Annotated in this window: 19 protein-coding genes, 1 tRNA gene, 1 other RNA gene and 1 other annotated feature; of the genes, 1 reads left to right on the plus strand and 20 read right to left on the minus strand. The window is 31.2% G+C overall.

Annotation, left to right across the window (positions count from 1 at the left end):
- Window positions 1-53: 53 nt before the first annotated feature.
- The 20 genes from rpoZ to BQ5344_RS01555 form a co-directional block, all read right to left on the minus strand.
- The gene (gene rpoZ / locus BQ5344_RS01465; RefSeq protein ID WP_071123889.1) at window positions 54-260 is read right to left on the minus strand and encodes a DNA-directed RNA polymerase subunit omega; all 207 of its coding nucleotides are present in this window, start codon (window positions 258-260) and stop codon (window positions 54-56) included.
- Between the two features lie 91 nt (window positions 261-351).
- On the minus strand, window positions 352-897 hold the full coding sequence (gene gmk / locus BQ5344_RS01470; RefSeq protein ID WP_021768929.1) for a guanylate kinase: 546 nt from the start codon (window positions 895-897) through the stop codon (window positions 352-354).
- 169 nt (window positions 898-1,066) lie between these two features.
- A complete protein-coding gene (gene rpoC / locus BQ5344_RS01475; protein ID WP_071123890.1) occupies window positions 1,067-5,128 on the minus strand; it encodes a DNA-directed RNA polymerase subunit beta' in 4,062 nt (1,353 codons plus the stop codon).
- A gap of 109 nt (window positions 5,129-5,237) precedes the next feature.
- Window positions 5,238-8,684 carry a DNA-directed RNA polymerase subunit beta gene (gene rpoB, locus BQ5344_RS01480; RefSeq protein WP_021768931.1) on the minus strand — a complete coding sequence of 1,149 codons (3,447 nt, stop codon included), beginning with the start codon at window positions 8,682-8,684 and terminating at the stop codon, window positions 5,238-5,240.
- A gap of 623 nt (window positions 8,685-9,307) precedes the next feature.
- A complete protein-coding gene (gene rplL / locus BQ5344_RS01485) occupies window positions 9,308-9,679 on the minus strand; it encodes a 50S ribosomal protein L7/L12 (RefSeq protein ID WP_021768933.1) in 372 nt (123 codons plus the stop codon).
- A gap of 69 nt (window positions 9,680-9,748) precedes the next feature.
- Window positions 9,749-10,264 carry a 50S ribosomal protein L10 gene (gene rplJ / locus BQ5344_RS01490; RefSeq protein ID WP_071123891.1) on the minus strand — a complete coding sequence of 172 codons (516 nt, stop codon included), beginning with the start codon at window positions 10,262-10,264 and terminating at the stop codon, window positions 9,749-9,751.
- Window positions 10,265-10,275: 11 nt separating this feature from the next.
- Window positions 10,276-10,441, minus strand: a sequence feature (ribosomal protein L10 leader region).
- 164 nt (window positions 10,442-10,605) lie between these two features.
- Window positions 10,606-11,313: a 50S ribosomal protein L1 gene (rplA, locus tag BQ5344_RS01495; RefSeq protein WP_021768935.1), complete on the minus strand. Its 708-nt coding sequence runs from the start codon at window positions 11,311-11,313 to the stop codon at window positions 10,606-10,608.
- Window positions 11,314-11,423: 110 nt separating this feature from the next.
- Entirely contained in the window at window positions 11,424-11,849 is a 426-nt protein-coding gene (gene rplK, locus BQ5344_RS01500; RefSeq protein WP_071123892.1) for a 50S ribosomal protein L11, read from the minus strand.
- Window positions 11,850-11,967: 118 nt separating this feature from the next.
- Window positions 11,968-12,594 (minus strand): transcription termination/antitermination protein NusG, encoded by a 627-nt coding sequence (nusG, locus tag BQ5344_RS01505; protein ID WP_021768936.1) that lies wholly within the window; start codon window positions 12,592-12,594, stop codon window positions 11,968-11,970.
- 1 nt (window position 12,595) lies between these two features.
- Window positions 12,596-12,811, minus strand: a complete 216-nt coding sequence (gene secE, locus BQ5344_RS01510; RefSeq protein WP_021768937.1) for a preprotein translocase subunit SecE — start codon at window positions 12,809-12,811, stop codon at window positions 12,596-12,598.
- A 161-nt stretch (window positions 12,812-12,972) separates the two neighbouring features.
- Window positions 12,973-13,048 (minus strand) — tRNA-Trp (locus BQ5344_RS01515).
- 16 nt (window positions 13,049-13,064) lie between these two features.
- Window positions 13,065-13,214 (minus strand): 50S ribosomal protein L33, encoded by a 150-nt coding sequence (gene rpmG, locus BQ5344_RS01520; protein WP_006807173.1) that lies wholly within the window; start codon window positions 13,212-13,214, stop codon window positions 13,065-13,067.
- A 369-nt stretch (window positions 13,215-13,583) separates the two neighbouring features.
- A complete protein-coding gene (locus tag BQ5344_RS12265) occupies window positions 13,584-13,757 on the minus strand; it encodes a hypothetical protein (RefSeq protein ID WP_021768938.1) in 174 nt (57 codons plus the stop codon).
- 175 nt (window positions 13,758-13,932) lie between these two features.
- A complete protein-coding gene (glgP, locus tag BQ5344_RS01525; protein ID WP_071123893.1) occupies window positions 13,933-16,197 on the minus strand; it encodes a glycogen/starch/alpha-glucan family phosphorylase in 2,265 nt (754 codons plus the stop codon).
- A gap of 596 nt (window positions 16,198-16,793) precedes the next feature.
- Window positions 16,794-17,141, minus strand: an RNA gene (gene rnpB / locus BQ5344_RS01530) — RNase P RNA component class A.
- Between the two features lie 41 nt (window positions 17,142-17,182).
- On the minus strand, window positions 17,183-18,109 hold the full coding sequence (locus tag BQ5344_RS01535; protein WP_071123894.1) for a transketolase family protein: 927 nt from the start codon (window positions 18,107-18,109) through the stop codon (window positions 17,183-17,185).
- A 178-nt stretch (window positions 18,110-18,287) separates the two neighbouring features.
- Complete coding sequence (locus tag BQ5344_RS01540; RefSeq protein WP_071123895.1) at window positions 18,288-19,106, minus strand: transketolase; 819 nt, start codon at window positions 19,104-19,106, stop codon at window positions 18,288-18,290.
- Window positions 19,107-19,151: 45 nt separating this feature from the next.
- Window positions 19,152-20,480: an MFS transporter gene (locus BQ5344_RS01545; RefSeq protein ID WP_071123896.1), complete on the minus strand. Its 1,329-nt coding sequence runs from the start codon at window positions 20,478-20,480 to the stop codon at window positions 19,152-19,154.
- A 381-nt stretch (window positions 20,481-20,861) separates the two neighbouring features.
- The gene (locus BQ5344_RS01550) at window positions 20,862-21,815 is read right to left on the minus strand and encodes an alpha/beta hydrolase (RefSeq protein WP_071123897.1); all 954 of its coding nucleotides are present in this window, start codon (window positions 21,813-21,815) and stop codon (window positions 20,862-20,864) included.
- A 165-nt stretch (window positions 21,816-21,980) separates the two neighbouring features.
- Window positions 21,981-23,468 (minus strand): nucleotidyltransferase family protein, encoded by a 1,488-nt coding sequence (locus BQ5344_RS01555; protein WP_235846088.1) that lies wholly within the window; start codon window positions 23,466-23,468, stop codon window positions 21,981-21,983.
- Window positions 23,469-23,637: 169 nt separating this feature from the next.
- Between BQ5344_RS01555 and BQ5344_RS12350 the strand changes: the two genes are divergently transcribed.
- Window positions 23,638-23,883 (plus strand): glucose PTS transporter subunit EIIB, encoded by a 246-nt coding sequence (locus BQ5344_RS12350; protein WP_235846089.1) that lies wholly within the window; start codon window positions 23,638-23,640, stop codon window positions 23,881-23,883.
- Window positions 23,884-23,904 lie beyond the last annotated feature (21 nt).

The raw sequence follows: 23,904 nt of genomic DNA on the forward strand, positions 1-23,904 counted from the left end.
ACTATTAGTATAATTTGTTTTTCTAAATAGTCAATACTTTGTAAATAAATTTTTTAATTTTCTGTATGTTCTTCATCAATTTCACGAATAACTTCTACTTCGTCATCCATTATGTCCTTAAAAACTTCATCCATTATTTCCGATTTTTGTTTCCCTTTAGCAAATTCCTTTTTTGCAATTTTTCCTGAAACAATTGCAAGTTCGTATTTATTAGGTATTTTAGTCAATAGTTCATCTATTGTTATTTTTTCTTTTTTCATTTTAAATTCTCCTCTTATATAATAAAACCACTTTAAAACAACATCTACGATTGTTAATTATATGTTTAATTTTAAAAGATTTCGAGTATACTTATGAATTAATAATGTTTATCAATTCTTGACAAGACATTTCAATATCATCATTTATTATAGTGTAATCATATTTTGGTTCATATTCTAGCTCTTTTGCTGCATTTTTTAGGCGGAGTTGAATAACTTCTTCGCTGTCAGTCTTCCTATTGCGAAGTCTATTTTCCAACGTTTCCATATCTCTTGTACGAAAAAACACAAGAATAGCATCCTTTTTCTTTTCTTTCGCAATTAATGCTCCTTGTACATCAATTTCCAGAATTACATTTAAACCTTTATTCAGATTACTCTCTACTACTTCCTTCAGTGTACCGTAATAATTACCATGAACATTTGCATATTCATAAAATTCATCATTATTTATTTTTTGTTCAAATATTTCCTTGGTTAAAAAAAAGTAGTCTTTTCCGTCGATTTCTCCGACTCTTGGCTGTCGAGTTGTAGCTGATATTGATAATGGGATATTTAGTCTATCTTTTACTAATTTTGTGACTGTTGATTTTCCTGAGCCAGATGGCCCTGAAACGATGATTAGTTTTCCTTTCATTAAAAACCGCCTTTTATTTTTTACGCGAATAAGGGAAATTCATATTCATAAATCTCCCTATTCACAATATTTATACCGATAATCTAATCCTAAAAATTTATTAGAATATCATACTCTAACATTTACTGTAAGTATTTTTTACAACAATTAAGCTATTTATCTAACTTAATTATTCAACTTCTACTGTTTCTATAGTTTCATTGGAATTGTCTTTCAAAGCATCCAAAGTTTCTGTAGTTTCAACTTCTTCTCCGTTCGCTTCACTTTCAGTTCCTGTTGTTTCTTCTTCCACAATGTCATTTTTTAAGACTGCATCCAAATATTTATAGTCCTTAAATCCAGTTCCACCTGGTATTTTCTTACCAATAATTACATTTTCCTTAAGTCCTTCAAGTCTGTCTGTTTTACCTTCAACAGCAGCATTTGCAAGTACTTTTGTTGTTTCTTGGAATGATGATGCCGAAATGAAACTTTCTGTATTTACTGCGGCTTTTGTAATACCTTGAATTACTGGCTCATAAGTTGCTGGACGTTTCCCTTTTGAAATTAATATTTCATTTTCACGTTCTACAACTTTCTTATCAATTAATTCGTCTTCTAGGAATAATGAATCTCCAGCTTCCTTAATCTTGATCTTTTGGAACATTTGTTTTACGATTATTTCAATATGCTTGTCATTAACCGCAACCCCTTGCTCCCTATATACTTGCTGTACTGACTCAAGAATAAATTGCTGTGCTTCTACAAGCCCTTTTATTTTCAAAATATCATGTGGTGAAACAGGTCCATCTGTTATTTTTGTACCTTTTTCGATTAACATTTCATTAGTTACAACTAAATGTTCTCCCACTGGAACTGTATATTCTTGGATCAGTTCCCCATTTTCAGGGTCTTCTATCAAGATTAATCTCATACCCTTTTTCTTTTTATCCGAGAAAACTACACGCCCTGCGACTTCTGATAAAATGGCTTTTCCTTTAGGATTTCTTGCCTCAAACAACTCTTGGACACGAGGAAGACCTCCTGTGATATCCTTATTTCCTTCTCCAGTTTTCAAGATTTTTGTAATAATTTGTCCTTTTTTTACTGTGTCTCCTTCATTTACCATCAAATATGCTCCATAAGGAACTGCATATTCCACTTTCTTGTCACCTTTTGTATAAATTATAATTCTAGGGTTGACATCATTACTTTCTACAGGTTTTATTGCTACTTTTTCAGTAACCCCATATTTTACATCAATATTTTCTCTCACGTAAATATCTCTAAATTCTACTTTTCCTGCCACAGAAGTAATAATCGGTATTTGATAAGGATCAAATTCTACCAGCACTTGCCCTTTCTTAACTGAATCTCCATCTTTCACATGCAAAGTTGAGCCTGATGGCACTTCATATCTGTGTTTTCCTATTATCACACGTCCATTTTGTGAAACAACAATTTCTTTTCCTTCATCATTTACAAGTATGGAAATATCCTTAAGTTTAACTTTTCCAGAAACATCAGCTTTGTAATCAGATTGAACAGACGCTGCCGTTGCTACCCCTCCAGTATGGAAAGTACGCATTGTAAGTTGTGTACCTGGCTCTCCAATTGATTGAGCCGCAATAACTCCAACTGCTTCACCTTTTAGGATTTCCTTATGGTTAGAAAGGTCTAATCCATAACATTTTTTACAAACTCCTTTTTCCAGTTTACAAGTTAAAGGCGTTCTTATTTCAACTTCACGAATATCTAATTCTTCAATCTTCTTAATTAAATCATCAGTTATCAAAGTATTTCTCTCAGCAATAACTTTTCCTTCATGAATCAAGTCTGTTGCCAAGTTTCTTCCATAAATTCTTTCACTTAATTTCTCGATTACTTCTCCAGCATCCATCAAATCTGATACCACAATTCCGTGTTCGCATCCACAATCATCATGATTTACAATCACTTCGTGTGAAATATCAACAAGCCTTCTTGTTAAATATCCCGAATCCGCAGTTCTCAATGCTGTATCCGCAAGTCCTTTTCTTGCTCCGTGTGATGACATAAAGAATTCAAGAATATTAAGTCCTTCTCTAAAGTTAGCTTTGATTGGCATTTCGATAATACGACCTTGCGTATCTGCCATAAGTCCACGCATTCCACCAAGTTGACGCATTTGTGCAATTGATCCTCTGGCTCCAGAGTTTGCCATCATATAAACTGGATTAAATTCATCTAGATTATCCATCATTGCCTTAGTTACCTTTGAAACAGCTTCATCCCATATAGCAACTGTTCTTCTGTATCTTTCTGCATCGATAATTTCACCAGATTTATACTGTTCTTCAATTTCGGCCACTTCATTTTCAGCTTTTTCCAAAATAGTTTTTTTACTTTCTGGAATTTCCAAATCCTCAATTCCAACAGTAATCCCCGCAAGTGTTCCATAATGGAATCCAAATGCTTTAATTTTATCCAATAATTCTGATGTTTTTTCAAATCCAAATTTTTTATATAATTCAGCGATTAATTTTCCTAATTCACCTTTACCAAAAGTCTTTGTGTAATCTCTCACTTCTTTTGGAAGCATTGTATTAAACATAAGACGTCCTGGTGTAGTTTGAACTATTTCTCCATCAATTCTCACATTTACAAGTGCGTGAACTGCAACTTGCCCATTTTGATAGGCTGTGATTAACTGATTTTTGTTAGAGAACGATTTCCCTTCTCCCTTAACACCTTTTCTTTCCTTTGTCATATAATAACATCCCATTACCATATCTTGTGATGGAACCGCTATTGGTCTACCACTTGATGGTGCAATAATGTTATTTGTTGCGAGCATCAATAATTTTGCTTCCATTTGTGCTTCTTGTGACAATACTAAATGCACTGCCATTTGGTCTCCATCAAAATCTGCATTAAAAGCAGAACATACAAGTGGATGAAGTCTTATAGCTTTTCCTTCAATCAATGTTGGCTCAAAGGCTTGAATTGAAAGTCTATGTAATGTTGGTGCCCTATTTAAAAGAACTGGGTGATTTTTAATAATTTCTTCAATTAATTCCCATACATTTTCGTCTTCTTCTTCAACCATTTTCTTAGCCACTTTTATATTTGAGGCAAGTTCCCTTTTTACAAGTTCTCTCATTAAAAATGGTTTATACAACTCAAGTGCCATTTTTTTAGGAAGTCCACATTGATTCATTTTCAAGTTTGGTCCAACGACGATAACCGATCTTCCTGAATAATCAACACGTTTTCCCAAAAGATTTTGTCTGAAACGCCCTTGTTTACCTTTTAACATATCAGAAAGCGATTTTAATTCCCTGTTATTTTGTGTAACAACTGGTTTCCCACGTCTACCATTGTCAATTAATGCATCAACTGCTTCCTGAAGCATTCTTTTTTCATTTTTTATTACAATTTCAGGTGCTTTTATTGACATTAATTTTTTAAGTCTTATATTTCTGTTGATTACTCTTCTGTATAAATCATTCAAGTCAGAAGTGGCAAATCTTCCACCATCTAACTGAACCATTGGACGTAAATCCGCAGGAATTACAGGCAGTACAGTCATAATCATCCATTCTGGTCTATTTCCAGCTTCTATCAAATCTCTTACTACTTTTAATCTTTTTATAACTTTTCTTCTTTTTTGAGTAGAATGTTCTGTATCCATCTCATCTTGAAGTTTTTTCTCTAATTCAAGTAAATCAATTTCTTCAAGCAAAGCTAGAACTCCTTCAGCTCCCATTTTTGCTGTAAATTCATTTTTAAATTGACTTTCTTGCATTTTAAATTCACGTTCAGTTAAAATTTCGCCTTTTTGAAGTCCAGTTTCTCCTGGATCAGTTACAATGTATCTTGAAAAATACAGAACTGACTCAAGTTCCTTCGTACTGATTCCCAATAAAAGGCTCATTTTATTAGGCGTACCTTTAGAATACCAGATATGTGCAATTGGTGTAGCAAGTTTAATATGTCCCATTCTTTCACGTCTAACTTTTGAAGTTGTCACTTCAACACCACATTTTTCACATACCATGCCTTTGTAACGCATTCTCTTGTACTTCCCGCAGGCACACTCATAATCTTTAGACGGCCCAAATATTCTCTCACAGAATAATCCGTCCATTTCAGGTTTTAAAGTTCTATAATTTATTGTTTCGGCTTTTGTAATTTCACCATACGACCATTCCAAAATCTTTTCTGGCGATGCCAATTTTATTTGAATACTGTCAAAATCTCTTATACTCATTCGTTAAGAGCCTCCTCTATTCTTTAATTCCACTTTTTTTGGAAAGTAAAGTGGGAAAACTTTTTATATTCCAATTTTAAATTTAAAAATCTGTTTTAATCATTTTTTTCTAAGCATCTACATTCTTATCTAATTCAATTTGTTCCCCATCTTTATCATAAAGAGCCACATCTAGTCCAAGTGACTGGAATTCCTTAATTAACACTCTAAATGATTCTGGAGCATCTGCTTCTGGCATTGCCTGTCCTTTTACGATAGCTTCGTAAGTTTTTGTTCTTCCGCTAATGTCGTCTGATTTAACTGTAAGCATTTCTTGAAGGATATTTGACGCACCATAAGCTTCCAATGCCCAAACTTCCATTTCCCCAAGTCTTTGTCCACCAAATTGGGCCTTTCCTCCAAGTGGCTGTTGAGTAACAAGTGAATACGGTCCAATTGCTCTGGCGTGCATTTTGTCTTCTACCAAGTGGTGAAGTTTTAGCATATACATACGTCCAACTGTTACTGGATTGTCAAATGGCTGTCCAGTTCTTCCGTCAATAAGTTTTACTTTACCAGTTCTGCTGTATCCAGCTTCTTCCAAGTAATTTTTAACATCTTCTTCACTTGCCCCATCAAATACTGGCGTCGCAATATATTTGTCAATATCTCCGATTGCAAGTCCCAAATGCACTTCCAGAACCTGTCCAATATTCATACGTGATGGTACTCCAAGCGGGTTAAGACACACATCAATTGGTGTTCCATTTTCTAAATGCGGCATATCTTCAACTGGCAATACTCTTGAAATTACCCCTTTGTTTCCATGACGTCCAGACATTTTATCCCCAACCATTATTTTTCTTTTTTCTGCAATATAAATTCTGATTAGTTTGTTTACTCCAGCTTTCAAGTCATCTCCATTTTCCTTAGATAATTCAAGCACATCTACAACAGTACCTTTTACCCCATGTGGAAGTCTTAATGAAGTATCTCTTACATCTTTTGCCTTTTCTCCAAAGATTGCACGTAGTAATTTTTCTTCTGCTGGTGGTTCAGTTTCCCCTTTAGGAGTTACTTTTCCAACAAGAATATCATCAGGAGTTACGTGAGCCCCTATTCTTATAATTCCATTTTCATCAAGATTTCTCAAGGCTTCCTCAGAAACATTAGGAATTTCTCTTGTAATTTCCTCATCACCTAATTTTGTAGTTCTTGCCTCAATGTCAAATTCCTCAATATGAATTGATGTGAACACATCATCTTTTCTAAGTCTTTCAGAAATAAGGATTCCATCCTCAAAGTTATATCCTTCCCAAGGCATAAATGCCAGCAGGATATTTTTACCTAATGCCAAATCTCCACCTGCAGTAGATGGTCCATCTGCAATAATATCGCCTTTTTTAACTTTATCTCCCAAGTCAATAATCGGTTTTTGATGTAAACACATTGACTGGTTAGACTTTTCAAAGTTTAGTAATCTATGGTAATGTTCTTTTCCTTCTTTATCAGTTACAATAATTTTTCTTGCATCCACAAAAGTTACAGTTCCTGCTGCTTTTGAAGTAATAACTGCCCCTGAATCCACAGCAACTTTTCTTTCAAGCCCAGTTCCTACATAAGGAGCCTGGGTTTTTAATAACGGTACAGCTTGACGCTGCATATTTGAACCCATCAATGCACGGTTGGCATCATCATGTTCCAAGAATGGAATTAATCCCGCTGAAACAGATACTAACTGCTTAGGCGACACATCCAGAATATCAACTTTTGATTTGTCAATATGTACGATTTCATCTCCGTAACGGCACACAACTTCATCAGTCAGGAAGTTTCCGTCTTTATCAATAGGAGTATCAGCCTGTGCGATAAACAGACCTTCCTCTTCATCAGCCGCTAAATATCTAATATCATTAAAATCAGCTTTTCCATCGTTTATTTTTACAAACGGAGTTTCAATAAATCCGTATTTATTAACTTTTCCATAAGTCGAAAGTGAAGCAATAAGTCCGATATTTGGTCCCTCTGGAGTTTCTATTGGACAAATTCTTCCGTAATGCGAGTTATGAACGTCACGAACCTCAAATCCTGCTCTGTCTCTAGAAAGCCCTCCTGGTCCTAATGCTGAAATTCTTCTCTTATGAGTCAATTCTGACAATGGATTAGACTGATCCATAAATTGTGATAGCTGTCCACTTCCAAAAAACTCAAGAATTAAAGCATTTAATGGTTTTGTATTTAATAAACTTTGCGGAGTCAATGTTGTAATATCTTGAATTGTCATTTTTTCTCTGACCATTTTAGACATTTTAAGCATTCCACCTTTTATTTGGATAGAAAGCAACTCTCCAACACCTCTTACACGTCTGTTTGACAAGTTATCAATATCATCTGTAAATCCTTCTCCGCTTACAAGATTTTTTACATACTCAATAGTTTGCAAAACATCCTCTTTTGTCAATACGATTACATCCGCTGGAACATCCAGTTTCAATCTTTTGTTAACTTTATATCTTCCAACATCTGCCAAATCGTATCTTTGAGGATTAAAGAACATCTGTTTAACAAGCGATCTGGCACTGTCCACAGTTACCAAGTCTCCTGGACGTAATTTTCTAAACACTTCTATAACAGCTTCATCACTGTTTTTGGTACTATCGTGAACCAAAGCATTAGCAATAATTCTATCTTCAGGTTTTACTTCCCAAATACTTAGTACAGGTACTTTTGCATCAATTATTTTTTGAATAACTGGCATGTCAATAATTTCTTCAGTTTCTGCTACGAATTCTCCAGTTTCTTCATCTAAAATATCCTCTTTTACAAAACTTCCTTCTAATCTTGAACGTAGAACTTCTTCTAACTCAGTATCTCTATATTTTTCATAAAGTTCTGACAATTCAACTTCTTTTTCTTCAAAAAAGTGATCCATAATTTCGGTATTATTTTGGAAAAAATCTACTGCTTTTAAAAATACAGGTAATAAAACTTTCTTTCTTCTATCAATTTTTACATTTAAAATATCATTTTTATCAGTTTCAAATTCAAGCCATGTTCCTTTATAAGGGATAATTTTCCCAATAAACACATCTTTTCCTGTCTGAATATTTAATTCTTTGTTAAAAGTGATTCCTGGTGATCTGTGTAATTGAGAAATAACGACTCTTTCAGCACCATTTATAATAAATGTAGCTTTATCAGTCATAAGTGGTATATCTCCGAAATGAACTAATGTTTCTTGAATTTCTCCTGTTCTTTTGTTAGTTAATTTTAGTCTAACTTTTAATTGACCAGAATATGTTTTACCTCTTTTTTTACACTCTAATTCATCGTTTAAAGGTTCGTCATTATCGTGAATTTCATACCATAAGTATTCTAATTTTAATAATCCGTTGCTAGATTCGATTGGAAAAATTTCATTAAAGATTGCTTCAAAACCTTTATTTTCACGTTTTTGAGGTGGCACTTTTGTCTGTAAAAAATCTTCATAAGAATTTAATTGAAATTCTAAAAAGTGCGGCATTTCCCCTCTGTCTACTATTTTTCCGAAACTATATCTTTCAATAAGTTTGTTCATTTAAAAAATTCCTCCCTATAAAGAACATATTCTGTTTTAATTCAAAAATTAAACTTTTATCAAAAAAATGTTCTCATAATTTCGATTTGTTATTACATATTACTCAAACAATAATCCAATTACAAAAAATTTAATTATCTCAATAAGCAATCTAAAAAATATTTGATTATTCATCTTTACATCATATCTTCAAACTATTTACTGTAAATCTTTTTATTTTTACAAAGTCTTAAATTCTACTGTTTATTTTATAATTCACATTATATAGCATTGAATAATTTTAAGAATTCCAAAAATATTTTACTATATAAAAAACTAAAAAATAGACTAAAAATACCGTTTTTTTGAAAATTTAAACTTTCATATTTAGTCTTAAAATGAATTATTATGTGCCTAAACTTCTTAAAATAGGCTAAAATTAAATTTTTTAACGCATGCAGGCATGTAAAAATATTTTAATTTTATGTCTAAATTTAAAGTGTTTTACTGTAATTATGAATAATCTATATTGACTTTTTATAAAAATTAATACAAAAAAGAAAAATTTCTTTTTTCCAAGTTTTATAGTGGAAAAAGACACTCTCTATATTTTAAGAGTGCCTCCACTATTAATCTGTTTTTTACTATTTTAATTCTACAGTTGCTCCTGCACCTTCTAATTGAGCTTTTAATGCTTCAGCTTCATCTTTAGAAATTCCTTCTTTGATTGCTTTTCCACCAGCTTCAACTAATTCTTTAGCTTCTTTAAGTCCTAATCCAGTAATTCCTCTTACTTCTTTAATTACTGCTAATTTAGCTGCTCCTGCTGATACTAAGATTACATCAAATTCAGTTTTTTCTTCTGCTGCTGCACCTCCTGCTGCTGCACCTCCTGCAACTGCTACTGGTTGAGCTGATACTCCAAATGTTTCTTCAATAGCTTCAACTACTTCTTTTAATTCTAATACAGACATAGCTTTTAAATCTTCTATAAATTGTTCTTTATTAAATGCCATTATTTTATTTCCTCCTAATTTTTTCTTGATTTTATTTTATTATTTTAAGTTTATTTATAATTTTAAAAATTACTCTGCTGCTACTGCTGGTTCTCCAGTTTCTTTTTGTTCTGCAACATTTGTTAATGCAACAGCCAACATTCTAACTGGCGACAACAATCCGTAAGCAATTTGACCAAGTAATTCGTCTCTTGATGGTAATTTAGCCAATGCTTCCACAGTTGACACGTCAACTCTTTCAGATTCTAGCAATCCACCTTTAATTCTTAATTTATCTTTTAATTTTTTTCCAAAATCAAAAATTAACTTAGATGGTGCAACTCCATCTTCATATCCTAACGCAAATGATGTAGTACCTTCTAATAAATCATCAACATTTGTATCAAAACCTGCTTCTTTCAACGCTATTTTAAACAATCTGTTTTTAGCAACAAAGTACTCTACTCCAGATTCTCTAGCTGTTTTACGAAGTTCAGTATCTTCATTAACGCTGATCCCTTTATAATCAACAAATACTACTGCTTTAGCTTCTTTTAATTTTTCAACTAAACCTTTTACCGCTTCTAATTTTGCTTGTGCTGGCAATTTGTTTCACCTCCTTATAATAAAAACCTCTGAAACAAAAACAATAAGCCCAGAGGTATCATACTATAAAAATATCTATTATTTAATTTTAATATCTATTTATAATAATACTTACCTCGGTAGGGTTTAAAGAAATTTTATTCTACCTACTGTCTTTGGTTATATTACATTTGATTTATATAGTTATAAACCAATATATAGTATTATACTACAATTTTAACAAAATTGCAAGTGTTTTTCATTTTTTTATTAATTTATTGAAAAAACACCTTTAAATTATGGTATAAATTACCGAATAGAAAAATCTACTCGGTAATAAAAATTATTATTAAGATTGTTTACTATTTAGCTACAAATGCTCCAGCTAATAATGGATCTACTTTAATTCCAGGTCCCATTGTTAATGAGATTGCAACTGTTCTTAAATATTGTCCTTTTGAAGCAGCTGGTTTTAATTTAATAATTTGATCTAATGCAACTTTAAAGTTTTCTACAATAGCTTCTTTTGTAAAGTCAACTTTTCCGATCGGCAAATGAATTGATCCTAATTTATCAACTTTAAACGCAACTTTTCCTTTTTTAAATTCTTGAACTGTTTGTTCAACATTTGTTGTAACTGTTCCTGATTTAGGGTTAGGCATTAATCCTTTTGTTCCTAAGATTCTTCCTAATCTTCCTAATTTAGGCATCATATCAGGTGTAGCGATTACTAAATCAAAATCTAACCATCCATTTTGGATTTTATTAATGTATTCGTCATCTCCAGCAAAATCTGCTCCTGCAGCTAATGCCTTATCAATATTTTCTCCACTTGTGATAACTAAGATTCTTACAGTTTTACCTGTACCATTTGGTAATGAAACTGTACCTCTTACTTGTTGATCAGCATGTCTTGGATCTACCCCCAATCTTACTGCTAATTCTACTGTTTCCACAAATTTAGCACTTTTAGTATCAAAGACTAATTCTAATGCTTCTTCTGGTGTATAAACTTTCATTTTATCTACTTTTTGAGAAATGTCATTATATCTTTTTCCTCTTTTTGCCATTTATTATTTCCTCCTCTGTGGTAATTGAATTTACTAAATCTCCCACTTATTCTAAATCATTTAAATTTTATTTTTCATTTATTCAATCTTTAAAACTTGAATAATTTTTATTATTCAGAAATTTTAATTCCCATACTTCTTGCAGTTCCTGCAATAATATTCATAGCTGCTTCAACTGATCCAGCATTCAAATCTGGTAATTTAGTTTCTGCAATTTCTTGTAATTGACCTTTAGTTATAGTCCCAGCAACTTCTTTTATAGAATTTCCAGCACCTTTTTGAACTTTAGCTGCTTTTTTTAACAAGTCTGATGCAGGTGGTGTTTTTAAAACAAATGTAAAACTTCTATCTGCATAAACAGTGATTTCTACAGGAATTACAAATCCCATTTTATCTTGTGTTTGTGCATTAAATGATTTACAAAATTCTGCAATATTTACCCCGTGTTGTCCTAATGCAGGTCCTACTGGTGGTGCAGGATTCGCTTTCCCTGCTTCTAATTGTAATTTAATCTTTCCGATTACTTCTTTAGCCATTTTTCCTCCTTTGTGGTAATTGAATTTGTTAAATCTCCCACTTTTCTTTCAAATTAAAATTTCGCTAATTATTATTCTTTAATAATACTTCTTGATTTATTTTCTTTGTATTTGACTTTTAGTAGTCTATTTTTGTTATTTCGGTATGTTCAACTTCTACTGGAGTTAAACGACCCAAAACTTCAAGCATCACTTTTACTTTACCGTGTTCATAGTCAATTTCTGCAATTTCACCTTGTTGCCCATCAAAAGAGCCACCTTTTACTTCAACAACTTCACCAACTTTAAAATCAATATCAATTCTCGGAGCATGTCCGTTTCCATCAACATCAATTCCAATTTTAGCCAGCAAGTCTGAAGCTTCTTCATCAGATAATGGGATTGGATCACTTCCAATTCCTACAAATCCAGTCACTCCGTTTGTATTTCTAATTACGTACCAAGCATCACTATCAACACGATATCCCAATCCCAGCTCATTTTCTTCCTTAACAGAAAGCATTTCTATCATCACATAACTTGGAAAAAGTTTTCTTGAAACTTTTACTTGTTTTCCACGTTTTTCTTCCAAAACTTCTTCTTCTGGAACTAAAATTCTAAAAACTCTGTCTGTTAAATCCAGCGACTCAATTCTTTTTTCAAGATCCGCCGCTACTTTTTTCTCATAACCAGAATAAGTGTGAATTATATACCATTTTTTTTCGTATACAATCTCATCTTCAAGTTTTTCATTTGCTTCAGTCACTTTACGCGCCTCCTATAAGATTTCTCAATATTTCACTTATTTTTGCCAATATAAAATTAAATGCTGTATCAAAAAGAAGTGTATATATAGCTATAAACGCTGTCATCAAAATTACAATTATAGTAACATGATAAACTTCGATTTTATTAGGCCAATATATTTTTTTATATTCTTCACGCAAATTTCCAAAAGCCTCTTTTAAATTAAATTTACCCATGATTTTCTCCTAGAATCCTTCAAGATTTTTGTTTAGTTATTCTATTACAAAATCTCAAACTTCTATTTTATTTTTAAATTGTGTAATCATAAAAAAATTGTTTGCTAACTTTTAAATTTAACAAAACTAAATTTTTAAAAAAAAATTCCCATAAAATAAAATGGCAGGCCAGGCAGGAATCGAACCCGCAACTTTCGGTTTTGGAGACCGACGCTCTACCAATTGAACTACTGACCTATTTATTTTTATGAGATTATTTAACTTCTCTATAAAGAGAATGTCTTTTAAGCACTGGATTGTATTTTCTCATCTCTAATCTTTCGGGATGAGTTTTTTTGTTTTTAGTTGTAACATAATGTCTCAACTTAGTTTCAGTGCATTCTAAAATAACTTGTACTCTCATTGTTTTCTATCCCTCCCAATAAAATATTGGTATTACCAGAATAAACTAGCTTATTAATAATATCATATTCCTCTTTTTTTGTCAATACTATTTTCTTTACTTTTTTTTAAACTTTTCTATTTTTTTATTCTAAAATTATTTTTGAGTAATAATTGTTTTTTATTTTATTTACTATATTTAATTTATTTTAACACAGAGGTATCAAACGCCATACCTCTGTACTCATGCTCTCAAATTTTAATTATTAGGATAATTTTTTACTCCAAGATAAGGATTTGAAGCAATGAGCAATCCTATGAAATAAAAAAAGAAAGAAAATTCTAAAAATTTTACTTCAAACACAGCAAATCATTTCTCTAAAATTTTAGACTAATAAATTCGATTTCCATCTTTATCTTCACAATGTACATTTCCATATTGTCTATAACACCCCACTCCTCTTTCTTCCCTTCTTTCATTATATTCTCCCCATTCTTTTGGACTAAATAATTCACAACTTACTGTAATTATTATAAGTATTACAATTAAAAATATTTTTTTCATAAATATCAACTTCCTTACAATTTTTTGTTTTATTGTAACAAATGTTTATAATATTACAATTTCAATTTTGTTATTTTTTATTTTTTATTTTTTTTTTTTTTTGATTAGAGTTTACTTTGTAATCTAGATTTTTGTAAATTTAAAACGAGGATATTAAATCCCCGTCTTATAAAATTTATTTAGTTTTCCAAATTTCATTTTCATATTGTGCGATTGTTCTATCTGATGAGAAGAATCCTGCTTTTGCTATGTTATTTATTACTTGTTTGTACCACAAGTCTTTGTTTTCATAATCTTTAAACATTCTTTCTTTTGTGTTGTAATAATCTTCAAAGTCGATTAACGTCATGAACCAGTCTTTGTTTATTAATTCATTTTGAAGTCTTTCTAATCTTTCTTTGTTTCCTACTTTTATTAATTCATCAGAAGTTATGAAATCAACTACTTCTTTTATTCCATCTTGAATGTAGTAATCTTTTGAAACATAACCAGAAGTTTCGTATAATTCTATTATATCATCACTATGTTTTCCGAAAATATAGATATTATCGTCACCTACAAGTTCATGAATTTCCACATTTGCTCCATCCATCGTTCCAAGAGTTAATGCTCCATTTAGCATAAATTTCATATTTCCAGTTCCACTGGCTTCTTTTGAAGCAAGCGAGATTTGCTCAGAAATATCTGTTGCTGGAATAATTTTTTCAGCTAATCCTACATTGTAGTTTTCAACTAGGTAAACATTTAAGTATTTGTTTACTTCTGGGTCGTTGTTTATTATTTCTGATAGGCAAAGTATTAAGTGGATTATGTCTTGAGCAATGATATAAGCTGGTGCAGCTTTTCCACCGAATAATACTGTTATCTTTCTTTCTGGTAATTTTCCATTTTTAATGTCTAAGTATTTTTTAATTACATACAAAGCATTCATTTGTTGACGTTTGTATTCATGGAATCTCTTAATTTGAGTATCAATGATACTGTTTTCATCAATAACAATTCCTTGCGTATGCTGTAAATATTTTTTCAATTTAATTTTATTTTCATGTTTAATTTGTGATAATTTTTCATAAACATTCTTATCATCAACATATTTTAAAAGTTCTTTTAGATTTTCAGCATCTGTCAAGTATCCTGTGCCAATTAATTCTTTCAAGTAGTCTGCCAAGTCTTCGTTACAGCTTTCAAGCCATCTTCTGAATGTAATCCCGTTTGTCTTGTTATTAAATTTATCAGGATAAATTTCATAAAATTCCTTAAGTTCACTATTTTTCAAGATTTCAGTATGCAAGTAAGCAACTCCGTTTACACTTGAAGAAAAATGAATATCCATATTTGCCATGTGAACTCTGTTTTGCTCATCTATAATTTGTACTTTTTCATCTGAATATTTACCTTTAATAACTTCATCCAGTTTTTTTATAATTTCAACAATGTTCGGCACAACTTCTTCTAGATAGTCTAAAGGCCATTTTTCCAATGCTTCTGCTAAAATTGTATGATTTGTATATCCTGTCATTTTTGTTACAATTTCTGTTGCTTCTTCAAAAGAAATATTATGCTCTTCTGTCATAATACGAATTAATTCAGGAATTACCATACTTGGGTGTGTATCGTTAATTTGAACGAAGGCATAGTCTGCTAAATCGTGAATATTGCTTCCTTTTTCAGTTGCTTCAGCAATAATCAATCTTGCTGCATTTGATACCATGAAATATTGTTGATAAATACGTAACAATTCCCCTTTTTTTGTACTGTCGTCAGGATATAGGAATAATGTTAGATTTTTTTCAATATTTTCTTCATCGAATGATATTCCATTTTCTATCAAATTGTAGTCAATGCTCTCAATATCAAACAAATTCAAATAATTTTTTGTATCTTTTTCATATCCTAAAATATCAATTCTTTTTAATTTTGAATGTAAACTGAAGTTTTTGAATTTAATTTCATATCCAATGTTTGTATCTCTTAGCCAACTTTGGTCTTCTATCCAGTAGTTTGCCTCAGCTTTTTGCTCATTGTTCTTGAAAACTTGCTTAAACAGTCCGCAGTGATAGTTAAGTCCGACTCCTTCTCCATTAATTCCTAAAGTTGACATCGAATCAACAAAGCATGAAGCAAGTCTTCCAAGTCCACCGTTTCCTAATGAAGGTTCAGTTTCTACTTCTTCAATATGGCTCAAGTTTTTTCCTGCAGCTTTCAATTCTTCCCTTACTTCCTTATAAATTCCTAAATTAATCAAATTATTTGATAATAATTTTCCAATTAAGAATTCTGCAGAAATATAATATATTTTCTTTTTAGATTTGTTTGCAGTTTTTTCATCTGCTCTTTCTTTAACATATTCAAGTAATTTATAGTAAATTTCTTGATTTGTCATTTCACTTATTTGTTTTTCATTTCTTTTTTGTAAAAAATCTGTAAAATTGTAGTTCACTATTTTAATTGTTTCCTTTCAAATTTGTTTTATAATTTTTGTTATTAAACTACTTCAAAATTGGAATACTAAAAGCATTAAACTTAATAACTCAAATAGAATAGTTTTAATTTTTTGTATCCAATTTTAAAGTTGTTTTACTATGCGGGCATATTATATAACTATTTTTTTAATTTGTCAAGACATTTACGTAAATGCTTTTAAAACCCACAAAGAATGAAATTAATACGGTTCTCTGTTTAAATATCAAATGTTTAATAAATTTTGAACTACATACTATTTAGTAAGAAATTAAAACTTTTGGTTCTTAACATAGTTTCTATTTTATAATGGGATTTAATATTGGATTATTTTATTTAATATCATTTTTTACTATTTTTATTCGTTTTTTTCTTTTTTTCGCAGGATTGCTCATTGCCACAAATCCTTATCTTGCAGTAAAGGTTTATACTGATAATTAAAACAAAAAATTATATCTTAATTATTTTGAAATACTAGATTCTTTAATAAATTCATTATTTAAATGGAGTTTAGTATGAGATTCACTTAAAAATAGAACTTTTTCAAAACAAAAAAACTCAGAAAATTTTCTGAGTTTGATAGGCTTTGGTATAAGCCGGATTCTGTATTCGTTAATCATTTATCTAAATCAATAATTACTTACGGATTTTAGCGAGCTACCAATCAAGCCAAGACGGGCCGCCTCTTAACAGCTTTCTGCTTGCCCTTGCTTTGAGAGGGGTTTACCTAGCTAATTTAATTCCTTAAATTACTGGTAGTCTCTTACACTACCTTTTCACCCTTACCTGAAAGAACAGGCGGTTTATTTTCTGTGGCACTTTCCTTAAGATTTCTCCCAGCAGCCGTTAGCTGCCTCCCTTGCCCTGCAAAGTCCAGACTTTCCTCTTAAAAATAAATTTTCAAGCGATTAACTCCAAAACCTGAATTTATAGTATCATTTTTTCTCTATTTTTGTCAATTTGATTTATAAATTTTTCAAGACAATTTCTGCAATATCCTTCGCTCTAAGCCCGTAATTTGTAAGCATAGTCTCTCCATCCGCACTTTGTCCAAAAACATCCTGTATTCCATGTTTTACAACTTTTGTTGGATGAACTTCTGACAAGTATTCTGAAACTGCACTTCCAAGCCCTCCAATTACTGAATGTTCTTCACTTGTTACAATAAATTTACATTCTTTTGCTGCTTTTAGAACTGTTTCTGTGTCTAAAGGTTTTATCGTAGAAACATTTACCACTCTTGCTTTTACTCCTTTTTCTTCTAGTAATTTCGCCGCCTCAAGAGCTTCTGATACCATAAGGCCAGTCGCTAATATTGCTACATCCTTTCCTTCTGTTAAAGTTGCAGCTTTCCCTATTTCAAATTTATAGTTTTCATCAAATAATACTGGTATATTTAGTCTTCCAAGCCTTACATATACAGGCCCTTTGTATTCAGCCGCCGCAAAGACCATTTTTTCAGTTTCTACTGCATCTGCTGGCGATAGCACTACCATTCCTGGAATTGCACGCATTAAAGCCATATCCTCAACTGACTGGTGCGAACCTCCATCTTCTCCTAACGAAACCCCTGCGTGAGTTGGACAAATTTTAACATTCAATTGTGGATACGCCACCGAGTTTCTAATCTGATCAAAAGCACGTCCAGCCGCAAAATGTGCAAAAGTTGAGGCAAACGGTATTTTTCCAGTCGTTGCAATACCTGCCGCTGTTCCAATCATATCAGCTTCTGCAATCCCCACATTTATATGTTTTTCTGGAAACTCTTTTTTAAAATACGCAGTCATTGTTGATTTTGACAAGTCTGCTTCCAGCACTACCACATCTTTATTTACTTTTCCCAATTTAACTAACGCTTCTCCATAAGCCACTCTAGTTGATTTTTTTTCCATTCTCATATTCTCCTATTTTTTATTTCATTATTTTTAAAAACTTTCTAATACTATTCCACAAGCCAGGGTTAGTGCATAGCACTTTCGCGATTCTCTTTAATACTCCATTATTTAAATATGTTAAAATAACTATCATTGCGAAATGAAGGGAAATAGCGATTGATTTCCCTTGCTATTATTAACTCAACTCTTCCATTGCCTTACTGTATTCTTCATCATTTGGAGCAGCTCCATGGAATCCAGCATTGTTCTCCATGAATGAAACCCCTTTTCCTTTTACAGTATTCGCAACAATAACTGTTGGTTTTCCTTTTACTGTTCTTGCTGTGTCAAGAGCATTTATGATTTCTTCATAATTGTGTCCGTCAATCTCAATTACATTCCATTTGAAAGCCTTAAACTTTTCCCCAACTGGAGCGACATCCATTACATCCGAAACTTTTCCGTCAATCTGCAAATTGTTATAGTCAACTATCGCAACTAAATTGTCAAGCTTATAATGTGCAGCAGTCATAACCGCTTCCCAAACTTGACCTTCCTGCAATTCTCCATCTCCTAAGATTGTATAGACTCTGAAATCGTTATTGTAAATTTTTGCGCTCAAAGCCATTCCGTTTGCCGCAGATAATCCTTGTCCAAGTGAGCCTGTTGACATTTCAACTCCAGCCAGTTTTTTCATATCAGGATGTCCTTGAAGCGGAGAGTGCCATTTTCTAAGTGTCGGAATAAGGCTCTTTCCTTCATCGCCTAAAAATCCTTTTTCAATCAAGGCCGCATACAGTGCAGGAGCAGCATGCCCCTTACTAAGAACTAATCTGTCTCTGTTTTCCATTTTTGGATTTTTTGGGTCAATATTCATTTCCTTCCAGTAAAGCACAGCCAAAATATCAGCAATTGAAAGTGATCCTCCTGGATGTCCTGATTTTGCCCTGTAAATCATTTCAATAATATCTTTTCTCAATGTTTTTGCCTTTTTTTGCAAATCTTCAATTTTCATAAAAACCTCCATTTTTTATTTATAAATATTAATAATTAACTAAAATTAATCCTCTTTTTTCAAATTATAGAAAAACAGCGAAACACCAAACAGCACTAACGCCACGACAAGTGTCACTTTTACTCCGATTTCAGTTGCACCTTTCACGCCATTCTGAACATTCTGATTTCCCACAACAAGTAAAGTTGACTGAACAACTTGCTGCACTAGAAATGCCAATTTTAAAAACATTCCCTGTATTCCAAACATAAAGCCTTCCAAACTTACTTTTTTTGTTTCTGACAGTTTTGCAGAAATTTCACTAAGCATTGCCTGCGGGAAAATAAACGCCGCACCACTTAATCCTGTTCCACAAATTACAAAAAGTAAATATGCAAAAATTGAATTATTTTTATTAATAAACAATAGACCAAAAGTACCGATTATCAAAAGCAGCATATCCAGAATCAATATTTTCTTATACGAATATTTTTTCCCAAACTTGTTTGTAATCGGAAAAAACAACCCCGCCATTCCAAACAGCACAACTGATATTACAGTCAAATATTTAATATCCTTTTGCATTACAGCGCTCAAATAATATGTCAAATCTCCACGAAGTATGTTAAATCCGCAAAAGAAAAAGAAATATCCTAAAAAGTACAAAATAATTTCCTTATCCTTCAAATGCGAAATTGATTTCATAAACCCTAGTGATTCAGTCTTAGGACGGTTTTGTGTAAGCTGCTTCTCCTTTAGGAAAAATATACACGCATAAATCCCCAAAACTGACAATATTGTAATCAAAATTACTGTTTTACGTATCCCAACTTCTGTATTCAGCACTCCATTTACTACTCCCAATTTTGAAATCAAAATACCTGGAAGAACCATCGCAATCCCAGTAAATATAAGTCTAAAAGTCGACTGCATTGTAGAAAGGTTAAGCCTTTCTTCCTTATTTGAAGCCAAATCTGGAATTAGAGCATTATACGGTGCTGCAACTAAAGTATATGCGGTAAAATACAGTCCCCCAACAACTGATAAATAAATAAGCGTTGCCATCTGCGAACTTTTAATTGGATAAAAATACATAACCGTAAGAATCCCAAGCGGTAATCCTCCAACTAGCATAAATATTGATCTTCTTCCAAACCGTGATTTTGAGTTATCAGATAAAAATCCCACAACGGGATCTGATACTGCATCAATAATCCTCGCAAAAATAAATGCTAGAACTAAATATTGCGGCTTTAACAGCGGAACTAAATTTTTCTCCGTTTCAGGCGGTAAATAGTAATACGACAGCCATTGATTATAAATCTGGTCAATCATAAAATATGAAACCCCAAGCCCGTAAATTATGTAACTTTTTTTCGTTAATCTTGAACTCATTAAATTTTCTACCTTTCTGTTTTTTATATTGTTTATATTATTCTCCATTTAAATATCAATTATTTAATAAATTTTGAATTATATGCTAAATTAGAACTTCTTATATTTAACATAATTTCTAATTTCCAATATTAAATTATTTTGTTTATTTTTCGCAGGATTGCTCATTGCCGCAAATCCTTATCTTGCAGTAAAAGTTTATCCTGATAATTAAAATTGTTGCAAGATTGCTACGCAATACCTATGACTAGACTTCGAATTTTATTTATCCAACTCCGAAACTCCTCCTTCCAATCGTCAGACAATCGTAGTTGAACAAATAAAAGCTCCGTCGATTTATAAAATACATTTTAATTATTTAGAAACATTTTTTTTATAACTTTAATTTGTTAAAAACTCTTTTACTGCCTCAGCATATTCATCTTTACATTCAGGATCAGCATAAATTCTTGTGTGTGAACCTTTTTCAAAAACTTTTAGCTTGATATTTTCATTCTGTGCAAGTTCGTTATACTCTTCCATAAGCATTCCATAAGTTGTAGCCTTGTCATTTTTAGACTGAATTATCAAAGTAGGTATTCTTTTTAGCAAATACGATAATCTAAGCTTATCAAGATGGCTTCCAACTCTTAAATTAAAAATTCTTACAATAACACTTACAATAAATTTTGGAACACGACGTTTTTTTGCATCTTCCTTAATTCTCTTTCTTATATTGGAAATCGAACTGTCTAATATAAGCTTATCAATAACTATTCCTTTTTTCCGAAGCGTTTTTATATACATTTTAGACGCAATGGCGGAACCTATTCCCCCTTGTGAAAATCCATATAGCGTAAAATTATTTTTCCCAAATTTTTCATTAAGCATTTCCATTGTATGAAAAATATCCTGTCCAAAGCAGTATCCCATCTTAGTTTTAGCTACATCAGACTTTCCAGAATTTCTCAAATCTGGAATAAAAAAACTATACTCATTATCAAGACCAATATCCTTAAACATTCCCAGATATTGCAACGACGATAATCTATTCACACCACGTCCATGCGAGATAATCATAGTTTTTGTAGCTTCCTTGTTCTCAATAATCCATCCATAAAGCTGAATTTTTCCTGACTTATACTCAACTTCCTTAAAATTATACCCATAATCATAAGGATTTGCCTTATTATTCTCAATATTATACTTCTGTCTCAATTTTTTACTATTATACACCTCTTCAAATGTAATTCTCGGATACTTCTCAATCTGATTAATGAAATACCGTATTGACATATACGCTATCACAAAGAAAAATATCATAAACAGCACATTAATTGTTATTAACAATCCCATTTCTATAATCCTCTCCTATTCTTTTTATTTTTTATTTATAAAATTCATTAATACAATATTTTTTAATTTTAGTCTTCTTTCTAACAAACTGTATTAAATCTTCGTTATACAAAAATTATGGTTATTCATTTTTATAATTTTTTATATTTTATTTGTTAGAATAATTCAATCTAAACAAACAATTGGATTTAACTTCTCTTTTTTTTCTAAAATTAATTCTTTTATCAGAAATCCATTCTTTTCAGCTTGTATTTTTTCCAAAAAGTTTTCTTGATTTTCCAAGTTTTCTGAATTTTCATCCTTTTTAGCAAAATTTCCAGATTTTTCAATATCCTTCCAATTTACAAAGATATTTTTTTTCTGAAACTCATTTTCCACATTAAAGTTTTTAATTTTATTATTTTCACGAATTTCTTTCAAATATTCCTGACCTTTTTTATTAAAGCCTAAAATTCTTACATAATTTATTTCAAAATCCATCATCTTAGCTTTTATATTTAGTAAAATATTCAAAATAATCCGTTCTACACGTTTATTCGATAAATTTCTAGATTTTGTATTTTTCAAAAATTCTATATATTTTTGCGAATTCAACATCATTCCGTATATTCTAGCATAAATTTCTTCAGTTATATCATATATTTCCATTATTTTTTCTTTTTCTTCTGTCAAAATCTTATATTTCACAATTTTAAAGATTTCTTCCTTTATTTTATCCCCATTAATTCGGTTATTTACCTTCCATTCTAAATTTTTAAAAATAATCTCAAATGATTTTTCTGGTATAAATTTCTGAATTTCTTCTAGTTTCCAAAAGATTTTTTCTTCTGCTTTTACATTTTTCAAACTTTCTAAACTTATTTTTTCTCCAATGCTTTGCTTTTTCTCAAAATTATAATTTTTTTTAGCAATTTCTTTTGAATTTTCTACTCCTCTATTTTTTAAAAAACTACATTTTTTTTCAGCAATAGAATTTTTTATTTTTTCAAAATCAAATTTTTCTTCAGAAAATTTATCCAAAATCTTCTCCAATTCATTTCTCAAAAACGAAGCACTAGCAAACTCTTCCCTATCCTCGGAAACTTTCTCTTCATTATATTCTGAAATTTCTCTTTTTATAATATATGGTTTTATTTTAAGATTGCTATTTTCTATCTCACGCATATATTCCAGAGCCAAAATATTATTTGACTTCACAATTTCATCTAGATTATATTCCTTTAATGCCAGTCTTTGAGAAGTGCTGTAACTGTTGCCTTTTTTCATATATTCCATAAGCTTGTCCTTATAATCCTGTCTTTTCTGCAGTTCAAGCACCTTTTGCAAAACTTCAATATTTTCCTCTTCCGCTCCAAAAACCTGAATATCTATTCCCAAATAATCCAAAATTTTCGTCGCCATCCTTGAAAAAATCTCAGCATTCTGAATCGAATAATAAAGTGGCAACTCCACAACCAAATCTACTCCATATTCTAAATTAACATATGTTTTCTCCCACTTATCCAAAAACGAAATTTCTCCCCGCTGAACAAAATCGCCACTTATCACTACCACAACCAAGACATCTTCACCAAATATCTCCTTAATTTTCCTGATTTGATACAAATGTCCGTTATGAAACGGATTATATTCAGCCACAATTCCTATTTTCAACAATTTTCTCTCCTAAAAACTTTTCTTACGTTATATATATTATACCATATAATAATCTGATTTTTGTAAAAATGCATTGACTTTTTTTAAAAATATGCTATACTCTAAAAAATGAAACGTTTCATTTTTCTGAAATGAAAGTTGAAATAAATTTTTAGGAGGATTTGTTATGGCAGATAAAAATTATGAAAAAACTGCAAAAGAAATATTAGATGCAATTGGTGGAAAAGAAAATGTTGTAAGTGGTGCTCACTGTGCCACTAGACTTAGACTTGTACTGAAAGACGATTCAAAAATAAATAAAGCTAAACTTGATAATATTGAAATGGTAAAAGGTTCATTCAACAATGCAGGGCAATTCCAGATAATACTTGGAACAGGAATAGTAAATGAAGTATTTAAATTTTTTAGTTAAACTGCTGAATTATCCGCTATT

This window comes from Leptotrichia massiliensis (genome assembly GCF_900104625.1).
In the GTDB taxonomy this organism is placed as follows: domain Bacteria; phylum Fusobacteriota; class Fusobacteriia; order Fusobacteriales; family Leptotrichiaceae; genus Leptotrichia; species Leptotrichia massiliensis.

Bases quoted from the DNA above. Each gene is read 5' to 3' on its own strand.
- BQ5344_RS01550 (WP_071123897.1), bottom strand. From the start codon at position 21,815: ATGGGATTGTTAATAACAATTAATGTGCTGTTTATGATATTTTTCTTT.
- BQ5344_RS12350 (WP_235846089.1), top strand. From the start codon at position 23,638: ATGGCAGATAAAAATTATGAAAAAACTGCAAAAGAAATATTAGATGCA.
- rplL (WP_021768933.1), bottom strand. From the start codon at position 9,679: ATGGCATTTAATAAAGAACAATTTATAGAAGATTTAAAAGCTATGTCT.
- BQ5344_RS01535 (WP_071123894.1), bottom strand. From the start codon at position 18,109: ATGGAAAAAAAATCAACTAGAGTGGCTTATGGAGAAGCGTTAGTTAAA.
- BQ5344_RS01545 (WP_071123896.1), bottom strand. From the start codon at position 20,480: ATGAGTTCAAGATTAACGAAAAAAAGTTACATAATTTACGGGCTTGGG.
- rplA (WP_021768935.1), bottom strand. From the start codon at position 11,313: ATGGCAAAAAGAGGAAAAAGATATAATGACATTTCTCAAAAAGTAGAT.
- BQ5344_RS01540 (WP_071123895.1), bottom strand. From the start codon at position 19,106: ATGAAAATTGAAGATTTGCAAAAAAAGGCAAAAACATTGAGAAAAGAT.
- secE (WP_021768937.1), bottom strand. From the start codon at position 12,811: ATGGGTAAATTTAATTTAAAAGAGGCTTTTGGAAATTTGCGTGAAGAA.
- gmk (WP_021768929.1), bottom strand. From the start codon at position 897: ATGAAAGGAAAACTAATCATCGTTTCAGGGCCATCTGGCTCAGGAAAA.
- rpoB (WP_021768931.1), bottom strand. From the start codon at position 8,684: ATGAACAAACTTATTGAAAGATATAGTTTCGGAAAAATAGTAGACAGA.
- BQ5344_RS12265 (WP_021768938.1), bottom strand. From the start codon at position 13,757: ATGAAAAAAATATTTTTAATTGTAATACTTATAATAATTACAGTAAGT.
- rpmG (WP_006807173.1), bottom strand. From the start codon at position 13,214: ATGAGAGTACAAGTTATTTTAGAATGCACTGAAACTAAGTTGAGACAT.
- rpoZ (WP_071123889.1), bottom strand. From the start codon at position 260: ATGAAAAAAGAAAAAATAACAATAGATGAACTATTGACTAAAATACCT.
- rplK (WP_071123892.1), bottom strand. From the start codon at position 11,849: ATGGCTAAAGAAGTAATCGGAAAGATTAAATTACAATTAGAAGCAGGG.
- rpoC (WP_071123890.1), bottom strand. From the start codon at position 5,128: ATGAGTATAAGAGATTTTGACAGTATTCAAATAAAATTGGCATCGCCA.